The organism is Pseudoalteromonas pernae (assembly GCF_039831865.1).
Lineage (GTDB): Bacteria > Pseudomonadota > Gammaproteobacteria > Enterobacterales > Alteromonadaceae > Pseudoalteromonas > Pseudoalteromonas pernae.
Map to the genome: position 1 here is coordinate 249,398 of NZ_JBDODM010000005.1, position 26,660 is coordinate 276,057.

Annotated in this window: 25 protein-coding genes; 9 read left to right on the forward strand and 16 right to left on the reverse strand. The window is 45.3% G+C overall.

The features are described from left to right. Positions 1-103 precede the first annotated feature (103 nt). Positions 104-469 (forward strand): flagellar basal body-associated protein FliL, encoded by a 366-nt coding sequence (locus tag V1358_RS13675; RefSeq protein ID WP_440589902.1) that lies wholly within the window; start codon positions 104-106, stop codon positions 467-469. A gap of 93 nt (positions 470-562) precedes the next feature. Here the strand turns inward: V1358_RS13675 and recA are convergent, their stop codons facing one another. Both recA and V1358_RS13685 read right to left on the reverse strand, forming a co-directional pair. Continuing rightward, complete coding sequence (gene recA / locus V1358_RS13680) at positions 563-1,609, reverse strand: recombinase RecA (protein WP_347393867.1); 1,047 nt, start codon at positions 1,607-1,609, stop codon at positions 563-565. Positions 1,610-1,703: 94 nt separating this feature from the next. Further along, on the reverse strand, positions 1,704-2,210 hold the full coding sequence (locus V1358_RS13685; protein ID WP_347390488.1) for a CinA family protein: 507 nt from the start codon (positions 2,208-2,210) through the stop codon (positions 1,704-1,706). A 24-nt stretch (positions 2,211-2,234) separates the two neighbouring features. Between V1358_RS13685 and mutS the strand changes: the two genes are divergently transcribed. After that, on the forward strand, positions 2,235-4,814 hold the full coding sequence (mutS, locus tag V1358_RS13690; RefSeq protein WP_347393868.1) for a DNA mismatch repair protein MutS: 2,580 nt from the start codon (positions 2,235-2,237) through the stop codon (positions 4,812-4,814). Positions 4,815-4,862: 48 nt separating this feature from the next. On the opposite strand, the gene rpoS is transcribed toward mutS, so the two are convergent. From rpoS to V1358_RS13745, 11 genes are all read right to left on the reverse strand, one after another. Further along, the gene (gene rpoS, locus V1358_RS13695) at positions 4,863-5,843 is read right to left on the reverse strand and encodes an RNA polymerase sigma factor RpoS (protein WP_347390486.1); all 981 of its coding nucleotides are present in this window, start codon (positions 5,841-5,843) and stop codon (positions 4,863-4,865) included. Between the two features lie 66 nt (positions 5,844-5,909). Further along, complete coding sequence (locus tag V1358_RS13700) at positions 5,910-6,731, reverse strand: peptidoglycan DD-metalloendopeptidase family protein (RefSeq protein ID WP_347393869.1); 822 nt, start codon at positions 6,729-6,731, stop codon at positions 5,910-5,912. 18 nt (positions 6,732-6,749) lie between these two features. After that, the gene (locus V1358_RS13705) at positions 6,750-7,328 is read right to left on the reverse strand and encodes a YqaA family protein (protein ID WP_347390484.1); all 579 of its coding nucleotides are present in this window, start codon (positions 7,326-7,328) and stop codon (positions 6,750-6,752) included. 9 nt (positions 7,329-7,337) lie between these two features. Further along, on the reverse strand, positions 7,338-7,976 hold the full coding sequence (locus tag V1358_RS13710; protein ID WP_347390483.1) for a protein-L-isoaspartate(D-aspartate) O-methyltransferase: 639 nt from the start codon (positions 7,974-7,976) through the stop codon (positions 7,338-7,340). A 3-nt stretch (positions 7,977-7,979) separates the two neighbouring features. Continuing rightward, positions 7,980-8,723: a 5'/3'-nucleotidase SurE gene (gene surE / locus V1358_RS13715; protein ID WP_347390482.1), complete on the reverse strand. Its 744-nt coding sequence runs from the start codon at positions 8,721-8,723 to the stop codon at positions 7,980-7,982. After that, positions 8,704-9,765 carry a tRNA pseudouridine(13) synthase TruD gene (gene truD, locus V1358_RS13720; protein ID WP_347393870.1) on the reverse strand — a complete coding sequence of 354 codons (1,062 nt, stop codon included), beginning with the start codon at positions 9,763-9,765 and terminating at the stop codon, positions 8,704-8,706. The genes surE and truD overlap by 20 nt, the downstream gene beginning before the upstream one ends. After that, positions 9,762-10,241 carry a 2-C-methyl-D-erythritol 2,4-cyclodiphosphate synthase gene (gene ispF / locus V1358_RS13725; protein ID WP_347393871.1) on the reverse strand — a complete coding sequence of 160 codons (480 nt, stop codon included), beginning with the start codon at positions 10,239-10,241 and terminating at the stop codon, positions 9,762-9,764. Before ispF ends, truD begins: the two co-directional genes overlap by 4 nt. Then, complete coding sequence (gene ispD / locus V1358_RS13730; RefSeq protein ID WP_347393872.1) at positions 10,238-10,936, reverse strand: 2-C-methyl-D-erythritol 4-phosphate cytidylyltransferase; 699 nt, start codon at positions 10,934-10,936, stop codon at positions 10,238-10,240. Before ispD ends, ispF begins: the two co-directional genes overlap by 4 nt. A gap of 17 nt (positions 10,937-10,953) precedes the next feature. Next, positions 10,954-11,244: a cell division protein FtsB gene (ftsB, locus tag V1358_RS13735; protein ID WP_347390478.1), complete on the reverse strand. Its 291-nt coding sequence runs from the start codon at positions 11,242-11,244 to the stop codon at positions 10,954-10,956. Then, the gene (locus V1358_RS13740) at positions 11,244-11,900 is read right to left on the reverse strand and encodes a hypothetical protein (protein WP_347393873.1); all 657 of its coding nucleotides are present in this window, start codon (positions 11,898-11,900) and stop codon (positions 11,244-11,246) included. Before V1358_RS13740 ends, ftsB begins: the two co-directional genes overlap by 1 nt. A 78-nt stretch (positions 11,901-11,978) precedes the next feature. Beyond that, positions 11,979-12,455, reverse strand: coding sequence for a DUF2947 family protein (locus V1358_RS13745; protein WP_347393874.1), 477 nt, complete (start codon positions 12,453-12,455; stop codon positions 11,979-11,981). Between the two features lie 134 nt (positions 12,456-12,589). On the opposite strand from V1358_RS13745, the gene V1358_RS13750 reads away from it, so the two are divergent. Further along, the gene (locus V1358_RS13750; protein WP_347393875.1) at positions 12,590-13,435 is read left to right on the forward strand and encodes an AAA family ATPase; all 846 of its coding nucleotides are present in this window, start codon (positions 12,590-12,592) and stop codon (positions 13,433-13,435) included. Continuing rightward, complete coding sequence (locus tag V1358_RS13755) at positions 13,435-14,634, forward strand: vWA domain-containing protein (RefSeq protein WP_347393876.1); 1,200 nt, start codon at positions 13,435-13,437, stop codon at positions 14,632-14,634. The genes V1358_RS13750 and V1358_RS13755 overlap by 1 nt, the downstream gene beginning before the upstream one ends. Positions 14,635-14,677: 43 nt before the next feature. Here V1358_RS13755 and V1358_RS13760 read toward each other — a convergent pair whose 3' ends face one another. After that, positions 14,678-15,859, reverse strand: a complete 1,182-nt coding sequence (locus V1358_RS13760; protein ID WP_347393877.1) for an NRAMP family divalent metal transporter — start codon at positions 15,857-15,859, stop codon at positions 14,678-14,680. A gap of 264 nt (positions 15,860-16,123) precedes the next feature. Between V1358_RS13760 and V1358_RS13765 the strand changes: the two genes are divergently transcribed. Genes V1358_RS13765 through V1358_RS13775 form a run of 3 tightly spaced genes read left to right on the forward strand, consistent with a single transcriptional unit; the run spans position 16,124 to position 19,324 of the window. Next, positions 16,124-17,350, forward strand: a complete 1,227-nt coding sequence (locus V1358_RS13765; protein ID WP_347393878.1) for a hypothetical protein — start codon at positions 16,124-16,126, stop codon at positions 17,348-17,350. 2 nt (positions 17,351-17,352) lie between these two features. Further along, positions 17,353-17,781 carry a type 2 periplasmic-binding domain-containing protein gene (locus V1358_RS13770; RefSeq protein WP_347390471.1) on the forward strand — a complete coding sequence of 143 codons (429 nt, stop codon included), beginning with the start codon at positions 17,353-17,355 and terminating at the stop codon, positions 17,779-17,781. Next, positions 17,771-19,324, forward strand: a complete 1,554-nt coding sequence (locus tag V1358_RS13775; RefSeq protein WP_347393879.1) for a sensor domain-containing diguanylate cyclase — start codon at positions 17,771-17,773, stop codon at positions 19,322-19,324. Before V1358_RS13770 ends, V1358_RS13775 begins: the two co-directional genes overlap by 11 nt. A 7-nt stretch (positions 19,325-19,331) precedes the next feature. Here the strand turns inward: V1358_RS13775 and V1358_RS13780 are convergent, their stop codons facing one another. Next, on the reverse strand, positions 19,332-19,838 hold the full coding sequence (locus V1358_RS13780) for a DUF3087 domain-containing protein (RefSeq protein ID WP_347393880.1): 507 nt from the start codon (positions 19,836-19,838) through the stop codon (positions 19,332-19,334). Between the two features lie 93 nt (positions 19,839-19,931). Continuing rightward, complete coding sequence (locus V1358_RS13785; RefSeq protein ID WP_347393881.1) at positions 19,932-21,311, reverse strand: Na+/H+ antiporter NhaC family protein; 1,380 nt, start codon at positions 21,309-21,311, stop codon at positions 19,932-19,934. Positions 21,312-21,441: 130 nt separating this feature from the next. Here V1358_RS13785 and lysA point away from each other — a divergent pair, with 130 nt between their 5' ends. Together lysA and V1358_RS13795 are read left to right on the forward strand one after the other, a co-directional pair. Further along, positions 21,442-22,665 carry a diaminopimelate decarboxylase gene (gene lysA / locus V1358_RS13790; RefSeq protein ID WP_347393882.1) on the forward strand — a complete coding sequence of 408 codons (1,224 nt, stop codon included), beginning with the start codon at positions 21,442-21,444 and terminating at the stop codon, positions 22,663-22,665. A gap of 274 nt (positions 22,666-22,939) precedes the next feature. Then, a complete protein-coding gene (locus tag V1358_RS13795) occupies positions 22,940-25,963 on the forward strand; it encodes a carboxypeptidase regulatory-like domain-containing protein (RefSeq protein ID WP_347393883.1) in 3,024 nt (1,007 codons plus the stop codon). Positions 25,964-26,660 lie beyond the last annotated feature (697 nt).

Sequence of the window (26,660 nt, forward strand, 5' to 3'; positions counted from 1 at the left end):
AAACCTAGACGATAAATCATCAAGCAGGCTAAGATAGAAATAACACTACTCATTTGAATTCATTATCACTATGTCTTTAGCTTTTAAATCATTGCTCGCATTGATGGTATTGCTCGTTACCTTTGCTCCACAAAAAGCCGCTGCTGATGTGGGTTACTATGGGTTTGAACCCGATATCGTCGCTAACTACATCAGTCAGTCTAGCCGTAAGTTGGGTTATGTTCGTGTAACCGTTGATTTGATGTTAGAGGACGTAAATAACATTACAGTCGTCGAGCACCATATGCCGCTATTACGTGACGCTATTGTTGAGATCTTGTCACAAGAGCCCGAGGAAAAAATTAAAAGCTTAACTGGCCGCGAAGAAATTCGTCAAAAGTGCAATGAGCGTATCAAGAGCCTACTGCAACAAGAAACGGGCAAAGACATCGTGCGCGATGTACTATTTACTAAATACCTGTACCACTAATCGCGTTTTGCACAGAAATAGTCTGTAAATCTAGCATAAAAAAACCAGCTCATTGAGCTGGTTTTTTTGGCTTACTTTCAACGAATTCTAAGGTTATTCCGTTTCTTCTTCAGCAAGTGACGCTACTTCACCTTCTTCAGGTTTGATAGTTGCTTTTAGTAGCAACATGTCTCGTAGCTTACCTTCAATTTCATTTGCAATTTCAACATTTTCCTTGAGGAACTTGATTGAGTTTGACTTACCTTGACCCACTTTAGAGCCATTGTAGCTGTACCATGCACCTGACTTTTCTATCAGCTTGTGCTTCACACCTAGGTCAATGAGCTCACCTTCTTTAGAAATACCTTCACCATACATAATGATGAACTCGGCCTGTTTGAATGGCGGCGCCACTTTGTTTTTAGCAACTTTAACTCGAGTCTCGTTGCCTATTACTTCATCACCATCTTTTACTGAACCAATGCGGCGAATATCTAGACGTACCGATGAATAGAATTTAAGTGCGTTACCACCTGTGGTCGTTTCAGGGTTACCAAACATCACACCAATTTTCATACGAATTTGGTTAATGAAAATACACAATGTGTTTGAACGTTTGATATTACCCGTTAGTTTACGCAGTGCTTGTGACATCAAACGTGCTTGTAGACCGACGTGGCTATCACCCATGTCGCCTTCGATTTCAGCTTTAGGTGTCAATGCCGCAACTGAGTCCACAATCACCACATCTACTGCACTAGAGCGCACTAGCATGTCACAGATTTCAAGCGCTTGCTCCCCCGTATCGGGTTGAGATATTAAAAGTTCATCAATATTAACCCCTAGCTTACTAGCATAAACTGGATCAAGGGCGTGTTCGGCATCGATAAACGCACACGTTTTACCTTGGCGCTGCGCTTGTGCAATCACTTGCAGTGTTAGCGTCGTTTTACCTGATGATTCAGGACCATAAATCTCAACTACACGACCCGTTGGCAAACCACCAATACCAAGTGCGATATCGATACCAAGTGAACCAGTAGAAATTGCTTCAACGTCCAAAGCTTGACTATCGCCTAGCTTCATAATCGAACCTTTACCAAACTGGCGCTCGATTTGTGAAAGGGCTGCACTCAAAGCTTTTTGTTTGTTATCGTTCATTATTCTCTCCAAAATCATTGACCGCTAAGTTCGGCTGTTGCTCGGTTAAAGACTTAGCTTAATGACAACTAGTATACTGTATGAAATTACAGTATCAAGCAGATTCTAAAATTTTTAATGTCATCGTCAAGGCATAATCAATTGCCTGCTCACGGACATCGGCTCTACTGCCGCTGAACACCTGCTTTTGCACTACTAGCTGCTGGTCAAAATACACAGCAAACCACACCAGCCCTACTGGTTTTTCTGGCGTGCCACCGTCTGGGCCAGCGATCCCTGAGGTCACAATGGCTACATCTGCCGCCGCAACTTTAGCCGCACCAGTAGCCATTTCCCTTACAGTTTGCTCGCTAACGGCGCCATATTGTTTCAGAGTTTGTGTACTCACCCCTAGCAAAGATTTCTTAACTTCATTACTGTATGTAACCGCGCCTTGCGCAAAATAACGAGAGCTACCAGGCGTATCTGTGAGTGCATAGGCAATACCACCGCCCGTACATGATTCAGCGGTAGTGATCATCATCTGCTTATCCGTTAAAATAGCCCCTAGTTGCGCAGCAAGGGTTTGCGTGTTCGCAGCTAACTTCTGTTTTGAATTCATAACCATCCTTAATCGAGTGAGTGCATGTCAGCTAGTCTCTACAGTGAAGATAATATAAAACAACAAACACCTATGATGCAGCAATACCTGCGCATAAAAGCGCAGCATCCCGATATTTTATTGTTTTATCGCATGGGTGACTTCTATGAAGTGTTTTTTGATGATGCCATTCGCGCAGCGGAATTACTCGATATCTCACAAACATTTCGCGGCAAAGCTGGGGGAGATCCCATCCCTATGGCTGGAGTGCCATATCACGCTGTAGAAAATTACCTCGCACGCCTGGTACAGCTCGGTGAATCAGTCGCTATTTGTGAGCAAATTGGTGACCCAGCAACCAGCAAAGGGCCTGTTGAGCGCAAAGTTGTGCGTATTGTGACACCAGGTACCATCACTGACGAAGCCTTACTCAAAGAGCGCCAAGATAATTTATTAGTCAGTGTCTACGAAGGTAAGAACGACCATTTCGGCGTGGCCTACCTAGATATTAACTCTGGACGCTTCAATATCGTTGAATGTGCTGATGTCGATGCGTTTAAATCGACATTACAACGCCTCAACCCGGCTGAGCTACTTTATCCGGAAACCTTCGCGAATATGGCGCTTATTGAGCACCAAAACGGAACTCGCCGTCGCCCTGAATGGGAGTTTGATCTCGACACAGCGGTCACTTCGTTGTGTCAGCAATTTGGAACGCAAGATTTAATTGGCTTTGGTGTCCACGAAGCCAAATTAGGGCTTGTGGCTGCTGGTTGTTTGTTGCAGTACGTAAAGGACACCCAACGCACCGCTTTACCGCATTTAAAAGCGATTAGCTTAGAGCAAGACTCCCAAGCTGTGGTCCTCGACAGTGCAACGCGTAAAAATTTGGAACTCACGCAAAATCTCAGTGGCGGCATTGAAAACACTCTCGCTGCGGTATTGGATAAAACGGCAACGCCCATGGGTTCACGCTTGCTCAAGCGCCGTATTCACAACCCAATTCGCTGTCGTGAAGAATTGAACCTGAGATTGTCAGCCATCAGTGAGGTGATTGAAAATAACTGGCATATGGAGTTACAACCGATATTACGCAATGTCGGTGATGTTGAACGTATCGTTGCTCGCTTAGCCTTAGGGAATGCACGCCCTCGAGACTTATCTCGCCTTCGCTCTGCCTTACAAGTATTACCTGAACTACAGGATATCATCGGCACCAGTGCACAAAGACGCATGACGCAAATTAGCACAGCCTGCCAACCGATAGACGAACTCCTAGAATTGCTAGAGCGTGCCATCATAGATAATCCACCTGTGCTGATTCGTGACGGTGGCGTGATTGCACAAGGTTACAATGAAGAGCTGGATCATTGGCGTAACCTCTCACAAGGGGCAACCAATATCCTTAGCGAATTAGAAGAGCGCGAACGTGAAGCAACCGGTATCAGCACCCTTAAAATTGGTTACAACAAGGTGCATGGTTTTTATATTGATATCAGCCGCGCCAACTCGCATCTGGTGCCAGAGCATTATATTCGCCGCCAAACACTTAAGAATAATGAGCGCTATATCATTGCCGAGCTTAAAGAGCATGAAGACAAAGTGCTGAAAAGCCAGTCTCAAGCACTGGCACTTGAAAAGCAGCTGTATGAAGAGCTATTCACGTTAATCTCGCCATACCTAGAGCAGTTACAGCTACTAGCTGCTGCATTGAGTGAGCTTGATGTATTGAACAACTTAGCCGAACGCGCGCTGACGCTGAACTACTGTAAACCAGAGCTCAGCGAAGACGACACCATAAACATCAGTGAAGGTCGTCACCCTGTTGTTGAACAAGTGATGAAAGACCCTTTCATTGCCAACCCAGTAGAGCTAAATGCTCAACGCCGCATGCTCATGATCACCGGTCCAAACATGGGCGGTAAATCTACCTATATGCGCCAAACCGCTTTGATAGTGTTAATGGCACACATTGGTAGTTTTGTGCCTGCTGCGCAAGCACACATTGGCCTTGTTGATCGTATTTTCACCCGTATCGGGGCGAGTGACGACTTAGCATCTGGTCGTTCAACCTTTATGGTGGAAATGACTGAAACCGCGACCATTTTGAACAACGCCACTGAGCATTCGTTGGTGCTGATGGACGAAATTGGCCGTGGCACCAGTACTTATGATGGCCTATCTCTGGCGTACGCAACAGCTGATTATTTGGCGCACAAAATTAACGCCAAAACCTTGTTCGCAACACATTATTTCGAATTAACGGAATCAGCAGAGCAAGAGTCAGGATTGGTCAACGTGCACCTCGATGCTATTGAGCACAACGATACCATCGCCTTTATGCACAAGGTATTGGAAGGACCTGCAAGCAAGAGTTTCGGTTTACAAGTTGCAGCCCTTGCAGGTGTGCCAAAAACGGTGATCAGCAACGCTAAACGTAAGTTGAAGCAACTAGAACAGCAGCCGGCTATCGGCAATGCAGCAACGAATGGACAACTTGACTTACTGGCTGTTGAAGCACAACCCAGCGCCATTGAATTAGAGCTGGAGCATATCAATCCTGACGACTTATCACCTCGCGAAGCACTTGATATCTTATATAAGCTCAAAGCCTTAGCGGACTAAATAAAATGCCGCTCAAGTGGGCGGCATTTTTGTGTAATCTTTGTTGATTTACAGCTGTTCGAATAAGCTTTCAGTATTAAGGCCTTCGTGTTGCAGCATATCTTTTAGTCTGCGTAGGGCTTCTACTTGAATTTGTCTCACTCGTTCACGTGTGAGGCCAATTTCGCGGCCTACGTCTTCAAGCGTTGAAGGTTCATAGCCTAGCAAACCGAAGCGACGAGCCAGTACTTCACGCTGTTTTGGGTTAAGCTCATCTAACCAGTGCACAATATGGCTGTTGATGTCGTTATTTTGCACTTCACCTTCAGGGCCGCGACCTTTTTCATCAGCGATAATATCCAATAATGCTTTATCGTTGTCGCCACCAATTGGCGTGTCCACTGAGGAAATCTTCTCGTTTAGTCGTAGCATTTTTGAAACGTCTTCCACTGGCTTATCAAGACGTTCTGCAATTTCTTCTGCGGTTGGTTCATGGTCAAGTTGCTGCGTCAATTCACGCGCGGTGCGTAAATACACATTCAGCTCTTTTACAACATGGATAGGTAAGCGAATAGTGCGCGTCTGATTCATAATCGCACGCTCTATTGTTTGACGGATCCACCAAGTGGCATAGGTTGAGAAGCGGAAACCTCTTTCCGGATCGAACTTTTCAACAGCTCGAATAAGGCCTAAATTCCCTTCTTCGATTAAATCCAGTAAGGCTAATCCGCGGTTGTTATATCGTCGTGCAATCTTAACGACAAGTCTAAGGTTACTTTCAATCATGCGCTTACGGGATGCTTCACAGCCTCGTAGCGCCTTACGTGCAAAGTATACTTCTTCTTCTGCACTTAAAAGTGGTGAGAAACCAATTTCACCAAGGTAAAGCTGTGTGGCGTCAAGATTCTTGACGTTATCATCTTTGGCGAAGATTTCATCCTCCGCACTATCATCCTCAACTTCTTCTAAAAGCTCTTCTTTTGGTTCATCCAAGACTTCTAGGTCATTGCTGTTGTCATGCGTGGTTTCAAGTTTTGCGGTTCGACCCATCCGAGTACCCTCCGATGTAATTTGGCATAATTCCATGTAACCAAATTACTGCTGTTGCCCGTCTCGCTAAGGTAAAAAATTGGCAGGGTTTACTGCTTTCCCCCTATAACGTATCTCAAACCGAAGAGCCGTTATAGAAGACTCTGTATTACCCATTTCCGCTATTTTTTGCCCAGCTTTGACATCCTGTTTTTCTTTCACTAGTAAACGCGAGTTGTGCGCGTATGCACTTAGGTAATCATCGTTGTGTTTCACAATGATTAAATTACCGTATCCCCTTAGTGCATCCCCGGCATAAACAACCACACCATCTGCCGCTGCCAAAACTGACGTTCCTGTTTTATTCGCTATTTGCAATCCTTTGTAGCCGTTTTCACGGTTGGAAAAACCTTGCGTAATTTTCCCCTTGGTGGGCCATTTCCAGGTTATTTTGTTAGCACCGCCTACTGATTTGCTAACATTTTTTTTACTAGCTTGTTTCTGAACATACTCCCGTTGTATCGGCTTAGCAACTTCTTTCTTTACATTTTTATAAGGTTTTTGCTCTATTTTTCTAGGCTTTTTACTCGAATTGGTGTATTGTTCGCGCTTTTTCTTTTTTAGCCACTGAGATTCTAAGTAAATGAGTTGGTTAGGATAGATAGTGTATGGCGGCTTGATACCGTTGATTTGCGCGACTTCACGAACATCTTTTTTGGCACTAAAGGCGATTGCATATAAGGTGTCACCTTTTTGCACGCGATAATGCTCACCTTGAATATTAATTTTTCGTGAAACTTTGGCCCGTTCGGTATCAAGTGATGACACAGGCGCTGGAGCATTTCTTGAAGAGCAGGCGCTGAGAACACATGTAGCCAGTAAAATGATACTGGTATATTTCAGATGCATGCAGCGCCCTTCCATTAGCTAGCGATAGATTAAATATAAAACGATTGCTAGGCCAACTACAAGCCAGCCCAGTACCTCAACATATTGACGTAGTTTTTCTTCCATTCTGGCACCGCCAAATTTCATCAGTGCAGCAACTAAGAAGAAACGCGCTCCACGCCCTACCGCCGAGGCCAGCAAAAAGGGTAAAAATGCCATGTGCAGCAAACCTGCACCAATGGTAAATACCTTATATGGAATCGGTGAAAAGCCAGCCAGAAAAACAATCCACACGCCATAGTCTTTGAACCAACTAAGTGCGTGATCGAATTTATCTTGCCATCCCATTGACGCAATCAACGGCTCGACAACGGGTTCGAATAGCCAAAAGCCAAGGGCGTAACCTAAAATGCCACCAATCACGGAGGCTAACGTCGTCAATAAGGCAAAGTACCATGCTTTATTCGTATTCGCTAGACACATAGGTGCTAACATAACATCCGGGGGAACTGGGAAAATAACCGATTCAGCGAAACTCATGCCAGCGAGGTATCGCTGTGCATGGCGATGCCGTGCCCAACGCAATGCTGCATCGTACAAAGGGGTAAATAAACGCAAAGGATTTCCTTAAATTATGTCGCCTGGGACCAAAGGCACAAAACGTACATCGGCCATGACTTGTTGTTTAAACTCATTTTTTTCGCGAGTATACAGCATCAGTTTCTGTTCTACATCTCCGATAGGGACAATCATCACTCCGCCATCATCAAGTTGTTCGAGCAGCTGTTGCGGTACGGATGAAGCCGCAGCGGTGACGATAATCCCTTGGAATGGCGCCTGTGAAGCCCACCCTTGCCAGCCATCGCCGTGCTTCATCGTCACATTGTACAAATCTAATTGGTGTAAACGCCTTTTCGCTTGCCACTGCAAGGCTTTAATACGCTCTACTGAATAAACTTTATCGAACAACTGCGCCAAAATTGCACTTTGGTAGCCTGAACCTGTGCCAATTTCTAACACTTTAGAGGTCACACCGTACGCACGTAAAATGGCAGTCATATGCGCAACTATATAAGGTTGGGAAATGGTTTGCCCTTGCCCAATAGGTAAAGCCGTATTTTGATAGGCTTTGTGCTTGAGAACTTCATCGATGAATAAATGACGTGGTGTCTTCGCCATGACCTCAAGTACGCGTTGATCGGTGATCCCTTCTTGAGCTAGTAACTGGGTTAATGAACCTGCGCTGCGCTGGAAGTTACTGATCATTATCTACTCCGCTAACCATTTTTGTAGGGGTTCAATGCTCTCTTTTGCGGTCATGTCGACACTCAATGGCGTAACCGATGCGTACCCCTCGCGAATGGCTGCAAAGTCAGTACCTTCGCCCGCGTCTAATTCGGGCCCTAGTGAGCCGTACCAATACACCTCACGGCCCCAAGGGTCACGCTGCGCGGTCATAGTCTCAGCTTTATGACGAGCCCCTAAACGCGTTACTTTAATTCCTCTGAGCTCGCTATACGGAATATCCGGGACATTGATATTGAGAATCTGGTCTTTTGGTAGCGGGTGGCTTTTGAGTTTATTGATGATATCCACAGTGACCTGCGCGGCGGTTTCAAAGTGGTTGCACTCCCTGCCAGCCAACGACACTGCAATGGCGGGAAGCCCCATGTGTCGCCCTTCAGTCGCCGCAGCGACAGTGCCTGAATATAAAGTATCATCACCTAGATTGGCACCATGGTTGATGCCCGCGACGACTAAATCAGGTTGATGCGAAAACAACGCATTCAAAGCGACATGCACGCAATCTGTTGGCGTACCACTTACACTGAAGAAATCATTTTCAAGTTTTTGAGCGCGCAATGGATTCATAAGCGTCAATGAGTTACTGGCGCCGCTGCAGTTTCTATCAGGTGCAACGACATCGACAGTGGCTATTTTTTTCAACGCATCATGCAAAACCGCAATGCCTTTGGCATGCACGCCATCGTCATTACTCAGCAGTATCTTCATCATCACTCCTTGCAATACTTTTATCACCTGTGCGGTAATCCACCAGCTCGCGCAACAACGCCGTTGCGAAGCAGCCTTTTTTTAATGAAAAACTTAACTCAATGGTATCTTCTTGAGGCATACTCACAGTTAAATTTTCTGGGTAAAGACGAAGCATTCGTCGCTCCGTTTTCAGACCGATGTCCGCTAACCCTTCGCACCATTCGCTATAAGGTTCAAGCCAGTTTAGTTCTTCTTCTACTAACCCTTTTTCACCTTTACCTACCATAGGGGCCGAGAGCTCTATGTCTCCTTCCACCAATCGGGTAATATTCTCAGGTGTAATAGCGTCAGTAAAAAACGCATTACTGCCGCTTAACATAAACACTTCATGTTTCAATGTTTTTGCAAGCCCATGCTCAGCGACACGCAAGCTCACTAATTGGTTAAAAATATAAGAGCGAGCAGCAGAAATCACCATAGACCTTAGTTTACGGTCACGAATAGCTTCGCCATTGAACATGCGTTGTGCCATCTCGAGGTTATGTCCATCATGACCAAATCGCTGTTCACCAAAGTAATTGGGGACCCCTTGGCGCACGGCGTTAATACGGCTCAACACCTCTAATGGCTCACTGACTTGGCGCAGCACAATAGTAAAGCGATTACCTTTGTGGCAACCAATGCGGAGCTTGCGGCCATGACGTACTTGCTGAGAAACAAAAATAAAATCGTCGTTTAATGCGCTAAAATCGACATCTTTCTTAATTGGAACTGGCACACTAAACCACTGTGAACACACACCTTGGCGGTCTTTTTGACCAGCATAGCTGACATCTCGAGGGGCTACATTGGCGAGCTTCGCGATGGCTTTGGCTACCGCAACCGTGTTGATGCCGCGTTTGATGATGTGTAAACACACATGCTCACCACTGCCGTCAAGCTCGAACCCTAGTTCTTCATCAACAATGAAATCTTCTGGGTTTTGCTTGAATACAGCAGTCGCGCTTGGCTGACCATAGAGATAATTAAGTGATGCTAGCGGGTCTACCTTGGCATTCATGATTGCTGAACCAACACCGCTACCGCATGTGCAGCGATCCCTTCTTTTCGGCCAGTGTAACCGAGCTGTTCCGTTGTTGTGGCTTTCACGTTTACCTGATCTATCGCAACCTGTAAATCCTCAGCCAAGCACGCACGCATGGCATCTATGTGTGGGCGCATCTTCGGTGCCTGAGCAACAATGGTTAAATCCACATTACCGACAACGTAGTTTTTCGCTTGCACTTGAGTCATGACACGACGTAACAAGATGCGGCTGTCGATTCCTGCAAAATCGGCGCTGGTATCGGGAAAGTGCTTACCGATATCACCGAGTGCTAACGCGCCAAGGAGCGCATCACATAGAGCATGAATTGCCACATCACCATCTGAGTGCGCAATAAAGCCTTGGTCATATTCAATCTTAACACCACCTATGGTCAGCGGCCCTTGGCCGCCGAAACGGTGCACATCAAAACCATGGCCAATTCTAATCATAAAAGCTCCGTAACTTGTTGTGCTAATAAGAAATTAGCCAATTGCAAATCTTCAGGTGTGGTTATTTTAAAGTTATCGCTACGCCCACATACCAAACGCACTTTGTGCTGAGCCCACTCCATCGCAGAAGCTTCATCGGTAATGGCGACTCCTTCTGCGAGCGCTTGCATTAGCGCTTGGCGTAATGCCTGATATGGAAAAAACTGTGGCGTGAGCGCTTGAAACAACTGGTCGCGAGGCACAGTTTCATGCACGTAGTCATCGCCGCGTTTGATGGTGTCACGCACTTTAGCGGCAAGAATACCGCCCTCACCACTTTGCAGGCACTGCTTAACAAGATTGTTGATATCCGTAACATCAACCAGTGGTCGTGCTGCGTCGTGCACTAAGACCCACTGTGGAGGATTGTCTGCAAGCGCATCCAATGCCGCCAATACGGAGTCTGCGCGCTCTTTGCCACCGATTACCGTTTTCACAATATCGGTGTTTAGCTCCAGGGAATGAAAATAATCATCGGTTGCGCTAATTGCCACCAAGATATGATGCACACCATCAACTCGAGAAAGTTTATTTAGGCTGTGCTCTAAAACTGTTTTACCCTGCAATTCAATATATTGCTTAGGCAGCTGCGATTGCATCCGAGAGCCCACACCGGCGGCTGGGACAATGGCTACAATGCTATTTGGGTTAGTCATATAACTTCTTTATATCGTTATTTTGATTCTTTTTGCTTACTTGGCAGCACCCGATAAAACACTTCATCAGGCTTTATCATGCCTAGCTCAAGGCGAGCACGCTCTTCAACCCCTTCGAGATCCAGCTTAAGGTCTTGAATATCGGCTTCAAGTAACTTGTTTCGCTTACTCAATTGCTGATTAGTTTGCTGGTGAGACTCAACAGCCTTGCTTAGCCGAGTGTAATCTTCCACCCCATTGTGCCCAAACCACAGCAAATACTGCAGATAGGCGAGTAAGACAAACAAGCCGAGTTGAAATAAACGCATTAGCTATCCTTCATTGGCAGCGGTTGCTTAAAGTTTTTCCAATTAATCCGCGTCGTCAACAACATCTCTCTGAGGCTTAGCGTACGTGGGGAACTTACTTTATTTTGCTGCCATCTATGCCCACAACACGCAGGCGTAAAATTCTTCTTATTTGGCACCAGTAACTGCGCATGTTGCGCACCACTTAGGCGCGAATCTTTATAATACCCATCCAAATCAAACCAACCAGCTTGGTTACAATGCACGCGGTTGCTGCTGACTTGGTCAAGCGTATCAATAGTCACAAACTGCAAATGCCCTTGCGTTACCAGTAATGGAACAAGAATACCGACATGAGCATTCGCACTATAAAACGCGTGATTGGTTTGGCTATCTATGCTGGGCGGCTTTGTTGATTGCTTGGCAATCCAACTGCCATTTTGCCCATCTAAGGTTAACGGGCAATGACCATGGACGATATGAAACGCGGCACGTTCAACGTAATACGGCAAACTATCTAACAAGCGGGAAACACGCTTTGGGTCGGGCTGAGTCGCGCATTGCTGACTCAAACGATGCAATTCACGAGCATAAAACGCATTGCACAACTCGGCATACAGCACCCGCTGTTGGTCGAGTGCAAATAAGTCTGCTTGCTGCGATGATTGTTGCCGCACGTTGCCTCCCAATGGTTGTGCTTAAGTTTATACCATAGTTGCACAAATTTTGAGAAGCGACGCACTACACAAATAGCGCTATTGTGGCTGCACTCCTAAACGAGCAAATCCTGATTCCAAAAATTGCACAACTTGCTTACGCTTTTTGCCCACCAAAAAGCTCCCATCAGCCAAAAACATAAAGTTTTGCCAATGCGCTTTAAACACATCGAAGCGAGTTTCAATCACATCATCTTTGCTCAAACAAAAATACACAGTGGTGTTATCTTGCCAGTCTAAATGCGCGAGGATTGCTTCAGGGATAGCATCACCATTTTCAAACGCACGCTCCCAAAATACATCTTCTGCAGTAAAGTTTTGCGCCTGCTTCACCCAATCAGCGTCAGTGAAAAAATCCGGGTGGTCTTTGTCACGGCTAATAAAAGTCGTCCATAGCACGGCCGAACGCACAGGCGTCATTGGTTTAATATGCGCCAATTGCTCCGTTGGGATTGTTAATTCTTGGTGTCTAAACACCCATGCCTTTGCGTATTTATCCAAAGATAAGTAATTCATTCGTGCTTATGCCTGCTGCATCGCCATTTATGGCGCATAGTATACCTATCTAGAACCTTGCTGTCACAAGGCTAACTTGGTCAATACATGTAAATATGGCAGACTGGGGTCAGACCAGTATTAGGAGCAGTATCGTGCACTTTGATTCAACCCAAAATTACATCGCCAGCGCAGCCCTAAAGCAAGCGGTTAATGCCGCAATAGCGCTTCAAAAGCCTCTACTTATCAAAGGCGAACCAGGCACAGGTAAAACTTTACTTGCCGAAGAACTCGCTAACAGTATTGGCAGTGAACTCATCCAGTGGCATATCAAGTCGACCACCAAAGCGCAGCAGGGTCTTTATGAATACGACGCGGTGTCTCGCTTACGTGACTCGCAACTCGGCGATGCCCGAGTCCATGATATCGGTAACTACATCGTCAAAGGGAAATTATGGCAAGCCTTTATGAGCGATGAAAATGCACCGCGCCCTGTACTTTTAATAGATGAAATAGACAAAGCGGATATTGAGTTTCCCAATGACTTGTTGCTGGAACTCGATAAGATGGAGTTCTTCGTTTATGAAACCGGTGAACGTATCAAGGCCACGCAACGCCCGATCGTGATCATCACCTCAAACAACGAAAAAGAACTGCCGGATGCGTTTTTGCGTCGATGCTTCTTCCATTATATCGACTTCCCCAGTGCACAAGAGATGCAACAAATCGTTGACGTGCATTACCCAGACATCAAACAAGATCTATTGAGGCAAGCACTGGATGTATTCTTTGGCTTGCGCCAAGTAGACGGCTTGAAGAAAAAGCCTTCCACTAGCGAATTATTAGATTGGTTAAAGCTACTGATGGCTGAGGACATCGACCCTAAAGTGCTGCATAACAGCGCGGAAAAAGGCGGTTTGATGCCACTATTTGGTGCGTTATTGAAGAACGAGCAAGACGTGTCGCTTATTGAAAAACTTGCGTTTATGAGTCGTCGATAATGCTCATTGAGTTCTTTTTCACCCTCCGTAAATACCGACTCCCCGTGAGCATTAGGGAGTTACTGGATTTACTTGGTGCCCTCAATGCAGGAGTTGTATTCGCTGATACCGAGGCGTTTTACCACCTTGCCCGCACGGTTATGATAAAGGATGAAACTCATTTTGATCGGTTCGATAAAGCCTTTGCCGATTATTTCCAAGGCATCGAAGACATTGACTTGCTAGAAGCATTAAAAAATGAGTATCAGTTACCCTCTGATTGGCTGCGCAAGGAATTCGAGAAACACCTTAGCGCCGAAGAAAAAGCCCAATTAGAAGCCATGGGTGGTCTAGAAAAGCTAATGGAAGAACTGCGCAAGCGTTTTGAAGAACAGCAAAAGCGCCATGCCGGCGGTAACAAGTGGATTGGTACGGGCGGTACCTCACCCTTTGGCGCTTTTGGCTACAACCCAGAAGGGGTGCGTATAGGCCAGCCTGACTCTCGTCAACGTCGCGCCGTTAAAGTCTGGGATAAGCGTCAATACCGTAACCTCGATAGCGATGCCGATATTAGTTCTCGAACCATGAAGCTCGCGCTTAAAAAGCTGCGTAAGTTTGCTCGTTCGGGTGCCAGCGATACCCTTGATCTAGCAGAAACAATTCGCGCTACCGCCAAGCAAGGTGGCATGTTGGATGTAAAGATGGCGCCAGAGCGCCATAATGCAGTCAATGTGATCATGCTGTTTGATATAGGTGGCTCTATGGATGACCACATTCAGCTTTGCGAACAATTATTCAGTGCTGCCCATAGTGAGTTTAAACACCTAGAGTTTTTCTATTTCCATAACTGCGTATATGAGCACCTGTGGCAAGACAACGCGCGCCGCTGGGACAAAGTTATTGATACCTATAGCTTGATGCAGCGTTTTGGCCGTGATTACAAAATTATTTTTGTTGGTGATGCCACCATGGGGCCTTATGAAATTGCCTACCCAGGCGGCAGCGTGGAGCATTGGAATGAAGAAGCCGGCGCCGTGTGGTTACAACGCCTCACCCATCACTTTGACAAGGTAGTATGGCTTAACCCACAGCCTAAGTCTCATTGGCGTTACTATCACTCCATTGAAATGATTGACCAACTCATGGCGAAGTCAGAACGAAGCCGAATGTTCCCGCTAACGCTTGATGGTATCAGTGCCGCCATCAAAGAACTCAGTTAACAAAACTTACAAGTGGGCCTCTATCACGGGCCCACTGTTCCACTTACCAAAGCTGCAAGACAATAAACGCAACGCTGAATCCAACCAGATAGATTAAGCCGACCCAAGTCAGCACCTTTAACCACATCGGGTGCTGAATTTGCGCGTGCTTTACCAAACGCATATTTAGCCAAGCGAACACAGGTGTAGTAAGAAATGCCAAGGTCATAGCAAACGTCAGCATATCTTTTAAATTACTTTTGAAAAATAAAATCACCGCCATCCCAGAGAGCGCTTGTAGCAATAACCAAACACTTAGCTTTTTGGGAAATGGTAAATTGGGTAATAAGTTTGAACTGGCGGTCAAGGTTCGGGCGTAACCGTCAAGCACGGTTAATGTTGTTCCTAGCATACATAAAAACGCCACGGTTGCTATCAGCCAACGAGACCACTCACCAATTGTGAAGGCGTACATGTCAATTAATTGCTGCGCAAAGGCAACACCAGCCAAGGCAATTTCAGTGGTTTTTCCATGTTGGATCATGACTCCCAACGCAAAGAATATCAGGGCCAACACCGCGGTCATGACATAACCAAAATTAAAATCAAACAGACCCGCTTTTTGTGATACATCGACCGTTTTTTGCTTGGCTTGCAGCCATAACGAATTCAGTACCGAGATTTCTATCGGGGCTGGCATCCAGCCCATCATCACAATTACAAAGCTCAAACCTGCGAGGGTCATAATGTCTGGCGTCTGATAATTATTGTGCGCAAGAATGGGATCATGTCCTGTTTGCACCAATACAATAAAAAAGGCAGCTAGAGTGCTAATAGCGAGTATGGCCATAATCCATTTTGATGCCTTGTCTAAAGCACGATAATGACCGAATAAAAGCAGTACCGAGCAGGCAGTTAGCAGCAATACGCATAACGCGGTAAGGCCCAATGCACCACCAATAATGTAATGCAGCAAGGCAGCAGTTAGAAGTAAGACCCCCGCAGTGTTAACAACACCGGCAATCATGCTCAACACAAAGAACCCATAAAAGTAAACTGGCCCTTGTTTTTTGTAGCCGTCGACTAAATTTTCACCCGTCGCCAAGGTGTACTCCACGCCACAACGAAAGAATGGGTATTTACACAGGTTTACCGCAATGATTAACCAACCCAATTGCCAACCGTATAATGCTCCTGCCTGCGTTGCAGCGACTAAATGAGACCCGCCAATAGCTGCGGTGGCCATGAGTATACCGGGGCCTAACGCCTTTAAATACTGCGAATACTGCACGATTAAGATGCTCTTATTATTATAAAATTCAGCTCTCGAGAGTAAGTTAGATACCTTTTATTTTCAACTGGATAGTTACTACTTCTAAACTACAATTAGACATGAATGCTCTAGCTTAGATATTTGTATTGATACTTTGCTTGTACCTATTTATAATCATTTTTCGATAGCAAGGAGCCCGATAATACAGGCTCCTTTTTTTGTTTGTGTGGGAATCCAATGCTTTTAAAAAAATCGCTTTGCGCAATGACCCTAGTACCTTTGTTAAGCTTTAGTGCGCATGCCGCACCGACTCAGGTAAGCGGTTTTGTCACCCTTGGTGCCACCTACACAGACTCAGACCAACTTGCTTTTCGCAGTGACGTATCGATTGACGATGGAAAGGCTGAAGGCATCGACTTTGGCTCACTGTCTCGACTGGGGATTCAGCTAGATAAACAGTTCAATGAGCATTGGCAAGCTACAGGACAATTCGTGTTAAAACGCCATGTGGACTACAGCTTCGATCAGCTCACTCAACTTGCCTTCATTAGCTACTCTCCATCACCAAATTGGCGCATAAAAATAGGCCGAACTGGATTAGACCTATTCATGATGACGCCCTATCGCAATATTGGTTACGCATACACGGAAACCCATGCTCCTGTAGAGTTTTACGGACTCGTTCCTCATCAAAATATAGACGGCGCTGAACTGTCTACGACACATGCGACGGCAAATGGCACTATCACCACTCGATGGTATGTGGGCAGATCAAAAGACTTTCTGTCCAATTTTGAATATGAATGGGAATTGGTTTTGGACGACATCATGGGACTGACTCTTGCCTATGAGTATGACAGTTGGTTATTTAGACTAAATCACAGTCGTGCTGAGATTGGTGGTGAAGAAATAGATCACTACGCTGAGTTGAGCCAGGCAGTTCAGCGTATTCCCAAAGCTATATGGCCCCAAGCTATTAGTCTGGTCGAAGATGTCACTGCTGTTGGTAGTAAAATAAGCTACTCAACCTTGGGAGCTAAATATGATAACGGCGAGTATTACACGCAGTCAGAAATAGCCTATATCGATGCCTCTACGGACGTTTTAAATGACCTCACTAATGGCTATATCCATTTTGGTAAAAGGTGGGACCAATACAGTGCTCAGCTAGGGTACTCATTTACCGAAGGGAATGAATTTGAGACACCTGCCCCTGTGGTAAGCAACCCGCTTTTGAACCAATTGTTTGTTGCTTTAGACAGAGGGTTTAATTATTACGTGAACGACCAATCGACGGTGTCATTGAGCGGTCGTTATGATTTTCGCCCCGATATGGCGATGAAGCTGCAGTTCGACTACGTGAACTTAAAACGTGATGATAACCAGTTTATGCTTCGCTTGCAGAGTAATGCGGACAAAGAAAAGCTGTGGGTTATTAGCGCGACATTGGATTGGGTGTTCTAACTATGAAGTTAATACCCGTTTTCGCAGCAATCATGATAATGAGCAGTCATCCACTTAAAGCCGAGGGTGAGATTGCCGTCATTGTGAATGTGAATAATCCCACCAATGAGTTGACGACCAAGCAACTTGTTGACTTATATATGGGCAAACTTATCGCCTTTCCAAATGGCGATCGCGCTTCACCTATCGATTTGCCTCAAGAGTCTGAACTGCGAGAAGACTTTTATCAAACACTGACAAAGAAGCCGATCAGTAGCATTAATGCGTATTGGTCTAGAGTGAAGTTCAGTGGTCATGCGCAATCACCACTGAGCCTTCAAAATAGCGCCGAGGTGTTGCAGCGAGTGAAAGACATTGACAATGCTATTGGCTATGTAAAGCTTAAAGACGTCACAGACGATGTGAAGGTGGTGTACACTCTTGCTAAATAAGCATAGTTTGATTTTGCGCCTTGCTATGGTGTTGGTTTTAACCTCACTGATAGCCGGCGTAGTAGCTGTAAGGTATTACTATCAAAGCATTTATCAACAAGAAGTTGATAAAGCACAGCTCGCCATTGACCAACTCCATAAAACGGTCTCTAGCACCGCATCCATTGCCGCGTATTTAAAAGACAAAGATCTGGCATTAGAGGTCGTCAGTGGTCTCATAAAGAACGATGTTATTCTCGGTGCACAAATTAGCAGTGAAGACACAATGCTCGCGGAGCAAGGTGCAAATGATGTTGTATACAGCCTCAGTTATGAACTCTTTAATCCTTTTTTTGAGAATGAAGTAGCTGGCAAAATAACGCTCACACCCGCACAGAACTTGATTGAATACAACGCTCGAAACATAGCCCAAAATAGTGCGCTGCTGTTGGTTGTGCACACCGTCGTCGTGCTGCTGATGTTTATCGTGATTGCCTATTTTATTGTGACTAAGCCCATGGGTTTGTTAAGCAAAGACCTAATGCAAATTGTCCCCGGCACTGACAACCGAATCGACATTCCATTTGCTCACAACGACAGTGAAATTGGTGAAATAGCCAAGAGCATTAATGGCATGCTGCAAGATGCAGAGTCTCATTTCAACCAAGAAAGAGAACTTAGAAAAGAGGTGCAAGAGTTAGGTAATCGCCTACAGCTGCTCTTTGAACATGCATCCTCGGCGATGATTCTAGCTCAGCGAAGCGGCAAAATAATGCTCTTCAACGCCTCGACTGCGGAATTATTAAAACGCCTCAACCTTACAATAAGTAGTGACTTGTATGAGTTAGTAGACCGTGCATTTATGGATGGTAATGCGCTCAAACAACACATTGCTGACAATCTCAACAAAAACGATGTTGCCAGAGGTGAATACCAGCTGATCAACGATGCAAACGGTGACGAGATGTGGGTGCATATATTGGTTACCCGCAGTTATGCGCAAGACAACACCTCTTATTTGCAGATTTTTATTAACGACATCACCTCGCACAAAAATGAGCTTGCGCACTTGAGCCACAAAGCCAGCACCGACAAACTCACAGGCTTACTTAACCGAGCTGGCGCTGAACGTGAAATCGAGGCTCGGTTGTCAGCACAGCAAGCACTCACTCTCATGCTTATCGACCTCGATGGTTTTAAACCAATTAACGACATTCATGGTCACGATGCCGGAGATATCATCTTGTGTCATGTTGCAAAGCAATTACAAATGTCACTGCGCAAAGGAGATTTATGTATTCGTTGGGGAGGCGATGAGTTTGTTGTGGTAGTTGAGTCAAAAGGTGAAGAATCAGCGATACAACTCGCAGAAAAGCTCAGAGCCGCTCTGAGCACACCGATAACACTTGATAATGGTGAGCAAGTCGCAGTAGGTGCCAGTATCGGGGTGGCGATGTCGCCACTACACGGCGTTAACATTAAAGATCTAGTCAGTGCAGCGGACAAAGCGATGTATAGCGTTAAGCATAAAGATAAAAATGCTACCGCACTGGCACCAATTTAACCCTTATTCAAAGCTCTTTTAGAAACTCAGGTTGATATAACGCCGCATCTGCGACGACATTAAACTTGTTCGCTAATACATCGAGCTTTGCTTGCTCAATGGCCAACTCTTCCATGGTAATAGTGTTGTCATCCAACTGCCATAACTGCCTGCAACCACTGTAGTTAAACTGCAAGGTATGAAATGCCATCACATTACCCTGCTCGGCAGCTGCTTTCACTTTAGCAAGCTTACGGGTGATCAAATTCAACGCCTGTTTAAGACGCCAAACATACACTACCTCAGTCATAAACTCATGATTTTGATAACGCTTTAACACAAAGCCAATTATAACTGTGGTGACGATAACCCCAAAGAGGTTCCAATAAAAATGACTGCCACTTTCGTTCGGCCAAGCGATGATCAAAACCCGAGCTATACCTAAACTACCAACAATCAGCGCCACAATACACGCAACTATCACGACATTGAGGTGTTTTCTATATCGGTCTTTATCTATTTGTTCTAACTTCATAACCCGTTACCGTAACCTGAAAACGAAAAAGCGAGGGCATTATACCCTCGCTTCCACAAAGAAAGTAGCACTCGTTAGAGCCCAAACCTTGCGTTAAATCATCACTAAACTCACTAGGAAGTAAGCGATGAATGTCAGTACGCCACCAAATAATGCGTATGGCATTTGCGTTTTCACGTGCGTTAATAAATCACACCCAGAAGCAATCGCAGACACCGCACTGGTATCTGAAATAGGCGAACAGTGGTCACCAAATACACCGCCACCCAAGATGGCCGCAAGAACCAATGACGGAGGTAATCCGAGCGCTTGAATCAAAGGCACCCCAATTGGGATGAGGATTGCGAACGTTCCCCATGATGTACCGGTAGTAAAAGAAATTACCGCACCAGTTAAGAATAACATCGGCACAACAAGCACCAGAGGTAAGTAATCACCCACTAAGGAAGCAACGAACACACCAGTACCTAGCTCTTTTAAGCTGGACCCGAGCGCCATTGACAGCAACACGATGGCCACTAGAGGAAGTAACTCTCCCATCCCCTTGAACCCCATATCCACAAGTTCATGATGGCTAAAAAGCTTACTGAATGTCAGTAATAGGTATGCAACAACACACGATAAAATCGTAGCGTAAAGGACTGACTGAGAGCCGCTACCTTGGGCAATATCGCCATTACCGGTCCAGTACATAAAACCTACCATAGACGTGATCAGCGTAAACAATGGTACCAACATAAAGCGAGCTTTGGTGCCTTTGTCAGCTTCTGCATGTTCGGTTACATCTATTTTCTCAAGCTTTCGTTCCGCTTCTTTCATCGGCCCGTGGACTTTGTCTGAGATAATGGTGTAGGCAACTAACAACAGCGCAATGAGGGCGTAGAAGTTATAGCCAATACTGCCCCATAAAATAGAGACTGATGACTCTTCCAATTCATAGTTATCTAGCAAGCCTAAAATGTATGCTCCCCATCCGTTTAGAAGAATAAGAATACACACAGGTGCGCTGGTACTGTCGATAATATAAGCCAAGCGTGCTCGGCTCATTTTAAATTTGTCGAATAATCCGCGAGATAGAATACCCGAGGTGAGTACGCTGAGATTTGACTCAATAAATACAGCAATACCAGAGAACATGGTCAAAAATCCAACTTGGCGCTTTGACTTAGCAACCCCTTTACCAATCAGTAAATTCACCGTTGCGGCCACACCACCGGACTCGCGAATGTAGGCAAGCAAGGCACCGATTAGCACACTAAAGAGTAGAACTCGGCTGTTTCCTGGCGACGATGCAGTCTCAACAACACGCTCTATGGTATTGATAAAAGTGAAGAATAAGGTATTACCTTCGCCACTCAAAGCCAGTAAGAATTCAGATGATGCCACTGCTACCAGCAGGGCCATAATCACCTCTTTACGCCAGAAGACAATTGCAATTGCAATGATCGGCGGCAGTATGGAATACCACGACATGTTGTTATCCTTGTTATTATAAAGCTTGAATAGTCTTGCAAATGAGCATAGATTATTCAATTAATTTTCATTTATCTGTAATTTTTTAGTTATGCATCCACTCCCCTACTTTCCCTACGTGGGCCAGCAAATGCACGTTGAGGACTTGGCAATTAGTGATATCGCCAAGCGTATCCCCACCCCATTTTATTGTTATTCTAGCGCTGCTATCGCAAGTAATTACAAGCGTTACAGTGACGCTTTTTCAGGGTTGGATAGCTTAATTTGTTATGCCGTAAAAGCCAACTCAAATCAGGCAATTTTGGCAACCCTTGCGCAGTTAGGCGCAGGTGCAGACACAGTTTCAGAAGGTGAAATTCGCCGCGCCTTAGCCGCAGGTATCGCCCCTGAGAAAATCGTATTTGCTGGTGTGGGTAAAAGCGAGCAAGAAATTCAATATGCGCTAGAGCAAGGCATTTTACAGTTTAACGTTGAGTCTGAACCTGAGCTTGAGCGTATCAGCCGACTTGCAGAGCAAAGTAACACTACCGCTCGCATCTCTATTCGTGTGAACCCTGATGTTGAAGCCAAAACACACGCAAAAATCACTACAGGTAAAGCGGAAAATAAATTCGGTATCAATATTGATTTAGCCCCTGCTTTATATGCAAAAGCGGCTAGCTTGCCGGGCATTGAAGTAACCGGTGTGGATGTTCATATCGGTTCACAGCTTGTTGACTTGGAACCGTTTTCCCATGCTTTTGCTAAAGTTGCGCAGCTTGTGCGTGATTTAAAAGACCAAGGCATACTCATCAGCGTCATTGATATTGGCGGTGGCCTGGGCATTAACTACGGTGAGCAAAGCAGCGAACCAGATATTGTTGCCTATGCTGAGCATGCGCAAACACATCTTGCTGAACTTGGGTGTAAAATCATTATCGAACCGGGGCGCTCTATGGTGGGCAATGCCGGCGTGTTAGTGACTAAGGTTGAGTATGTAAAAGTAGGTCAAGTACGCACCTTCGTTATTCTTGATGCAGCGATGAACGATTTGATTCGCCCCAGCATGTATGACGCTTACCATCACATAGCGACTGTCGAACAAAAGCAAGCAACTGCCACCTACGATATCGTCGGCCCTGTGTGTGAAACGGGTGACACCTTTGCCAAAAATCGTGAAATTGGCGAATGTGCTGAAGGTGACTTGATTGCCATCATGGGCGCGGGTGCATATGGCGCAGTAATGGCATCCCATTACAATTCACGTTTGAATGCCCCTGAAGTCTTAGTGAAAGGTCAGGAATACAGTATTATTCGTGAGCGCATCGACTTTGATGCACTACTGTCGATGGACTCCCTACCTAACTGGCTGTAACCCAGTGGCCAAGCACACTTGGCCATTATCTAACCTTTTTTCATATATATAGATGAATAAATAGCCGAGAGTAAGATTTACTCTCGGTCGTACCTTTACACCCATTAACATATATTTTATTTTTAATTTAAGGAATAATTAGAAAAAATTATTCTTGATTAATATCCGCAACACTTGTTTAATAGATGTACAACAATGGAAGTAGACACAGTGTTAACAGGGTACAGGGTAATAGTCCAACCAATAAATAATTTATTATAAGGATGGGGATACGATGAAACGAAGCAAACCAAGCTTTACTATGAGCTCACTTGCGCAGGCAACATACCGCGCAGTTCGCTCACCAAAAGCAGCAATTACGTCTACGTTAATTGCTGCTGCATTTGTTAGTGGTCCGGCGCTAGCAGCACTCACAGGTAGCATCAAGGGTACGGTTATCGCGCAACAGACTGACAAGTCGATGGCTGGCGTAACGGTGACCGCAACCAGTAACGTGATGCCAAAAGCACGTACTACAGTTACACGCGCCGACGGTAGCTATGACTTACCACAACTAAAGCCTGGCACGTATGAACTCACATTCACTAACAAAGATGGTGCGAGTCAGACAATGACTGTACAAGTCTTGCTTGAGCAAACATCTAAAGTGGATGTTGAGCTTAGTATGGTGGGTGACAAAACTGAGATCATTGAAGTATCAGGAAGCCGCCTTTATCGCCAAGGTAATTCTTCACTGACAAACTCGTTGGGTGAAGACGCGGTTAAGAATATCCCTATCGGTCAGGACTATCGTGACCTACTCAAACTCGTTCCGGGTGTTGAGCTGTCAGAAAACGCAACACTAGGCCCATCTGCAGGTGGTTCAGGTGTTGATAACTCTTATGGCTTTGATGGTGTTAACGTATCACTGCCGATGTTCGGTAACTTAGCATCAGAGCCATCTACTCACGATGTTGAGTTCGTAACTATGGACCGTGGTGGTGCGAAAGCTGTCGACTTTAACCGCTCAGGTGGTTTCGCCATCAATACAGTATCTAAATCTGGTACAGATGAGTTCGAAGGGGGTATTGAGTATAAAGTACAACCAAAAAGTCTCGTAGCCTCGCCAATCGGCGCTGAAAGTTATGAGCTAGATAAGAGCTGGTTAACTGCCAACCTAGGCGGCCCTCTTATTGAAGATACCTTGTACTTCTACACCTCGTACTATCGCCCAGAAGTGGAGCGAACGAACAAAGACACTGCTTATGGCGATGTCAAAGATTACAAAAGTGTGCGTGATGAATATTTTGGTAAGCTAACTTGGGCTCCGACAGACGATTTACTCTTTAACATTTCGCAACGTACATCAGATAAAACCATTGAAGGTCGCTCAATAGGTGCCTATGGAGCCGATTCAGTTTCTGCTGGTGATAAAGCTGACCAAGATATCTTTACTTTAGATGGTTCATGGTTGATTACTGGTGCTACTACACTGTCATTCCAATACAGTACATTTGATTTAGAGACTGGCACAATACCTGACACTATTTTATCTGTAGAGCCGTCTATTACAGGTCAACTTAATCTAAGTGACTTAACACAAATGGGCTACTTTTCAGTTCCATCTTTGCTAGACGCAGATTCTGGCTATACAGCCGAACAGATTGCTGCATTTAATGCAGGCGCGGCGGACTTAATAGCGCAATATGGTTACACAGAAAATGGGCAGAAAGTAGGTGGTGGTCAAGTTGGTGCATATCACCAGTTCGATAACAGTGATTTTTCACGAGAATCTTTCGAATTCGAAATTGATCATGAAATGAACTGGGGCGATGCCTTCCACTCATTGCATTTCGGTGCGCAGTGGTCATCAGGAAAAGAAATCCTAACTCGTCTCTCCAATGGTTGGGGCAGAATAAGCTATGTTGGCGGTTTAGATGAAAGTAAAGAGGCGGGCAGCGATGCGCCAGTTATTTACCGTGCTTACATCCAACAGATGAGTCTTGTCGGTGGCGGTGGTGCAGCAGTACCTGCAATCGTCTCTGAAAATGAGTCTATCAACATCGAATTTAATGACACCATTGAAATCGGCGATTGGACATACAACCTGGGTTTATTGGTGAGCCGCGATACCTATTATGGCCAAGGTTTAAAACCTAAATCTGGCACTGTTTCAGGCTATGAAGTCGCACCGGGTCACAAGTATGAGATGTATCAAACTGATTGGACTGACATGCTGCAACCACGTTTGGGTGTGAAGTGGAACTACGAAGGTGAAAACGATGTTTTCGCAAACTTCGCCATCTACAACCCAGCAACAAGCTCACTCGCTCGTGCGGCCTCTTGGGACCGAAATACACGCTCTGAACTTGATGTTGAATTCGACGCAAACGGCAACGTAATTTACGCTGAACCACGTGAAGGTTCATCAGGTAAATTCTTCCAAGAAGGTATGAAGCCTCGCCGTATCAATGAGTTGACGTTAGGTACGACCAAGTATGTTGGCCAAGACCTAATCTTCCGCGCGCACGTACGTCACCGTAAAGGCATGCACTTTTGGGAAGATATGCCTAACACAGCTCGTTTAACCGATTACACAGGCTTAGACGTACCAGGTGTGCCTGCTGATATCGCCGCTAAAGGCTTGTATATCGACAACTTGGACGAAGTACGTGCTGAAATCGGCGGTTCATCTTATGTTATCGCTGAAGTTGACGGTGGTGAAACCAAGTATTGGGAAGCAAGCTTAGAAGCAGAATACTTGGGTGACAACACCTACCTAAATGCTTCGTATGTATGGAGCCACTACTACGGTAACTTCGACCAAGACAACACAACAGCAACCAATGACGCGAATACTTTCGTTGGTTCGTCTTGGTACGGTGATGGTCGCGGTCGTTACCCTTGGGATTACCGTTACGGTACGCTTTCAGGTGACAAACCACATAAGTTAAAAGTGTATGGTTACTACACCACGCCTTGGGAAGCGAACATTGGTGCCTACTTTGTGTTCCAGTCTGGTCGCCCTTGGGAGAAATGGCACGGTACGCCTTATGGTTACTCAAGCGACACCAGCCGCTATGCAGAACCTGCAGGCAGCCGTCGCAGTGCAAGCCACTGGCAGCTAGATTTGAACTACACGCAGGATATCAATATCTACGGCGACTTCGCTATGCAGTTCCGTGCCGATATCTTCAACGTGTTTGACCGTCAAACAGGGTATAACAACAACCCATACTTTGACGATGAGACCTTCGGTGAAGCGCGCAGCCGTTATAGCCCGCGCCGCGTGCAGTTGTCTTTCAACTTCGAGTTCTAAGCACCCCCAGACTAGCGCCCGTAAGGGCGCTTTTCTTTGACCTTCATATTTCCTCACATTTCCGCAGCCAACAACTCACAGCCCTGTTTAACTCACCGAAATAGTGTTAGTCGTAACAGCTAGAACAAAATCCAAATTGGTTTGTATTAGCACGCCTAGGGTCTGTTGACCTTTGAAGTATGAATTTTATTCAAATCAAAGGCTTTCAATGCGAGGAATGGGTTATGTTGCATAGTGAGCTATGTTAATAGCCCATGACAACGCATCAAAGGTCAACAGACCCTAATTAATTCTTACGTCTTTGATTAGCCTATAACGAAGATCTGAAAGGTATCCAATTGTAAAGAGCAGCAAACTTGAGTTGAAGTGGCCATCTACCATAAGCATCCACATGCTTTCATCTTTTGTGACGTATACATATACGAATATCCATGTAGCCATGAACCAACAGACTTTTATGGTCCATGAGTACTCTCCTAAAAACCACTTTGATACCGATGACTTCTTAACACTTTTTTCCAAAATAAAACTTCCTTATTGTGAATTTTAGACCCGCAGTAATTAACGTTTTTAATGATTATTGACGATCCAATTGTACCCACAAAAGAGAAAACATTCACCATCTCCATAGCTATATTCAGTGCTAGTTTCAAGTAACGTCAGCACTGAAATAAATAATTAATTTCCTGTAAGGGAG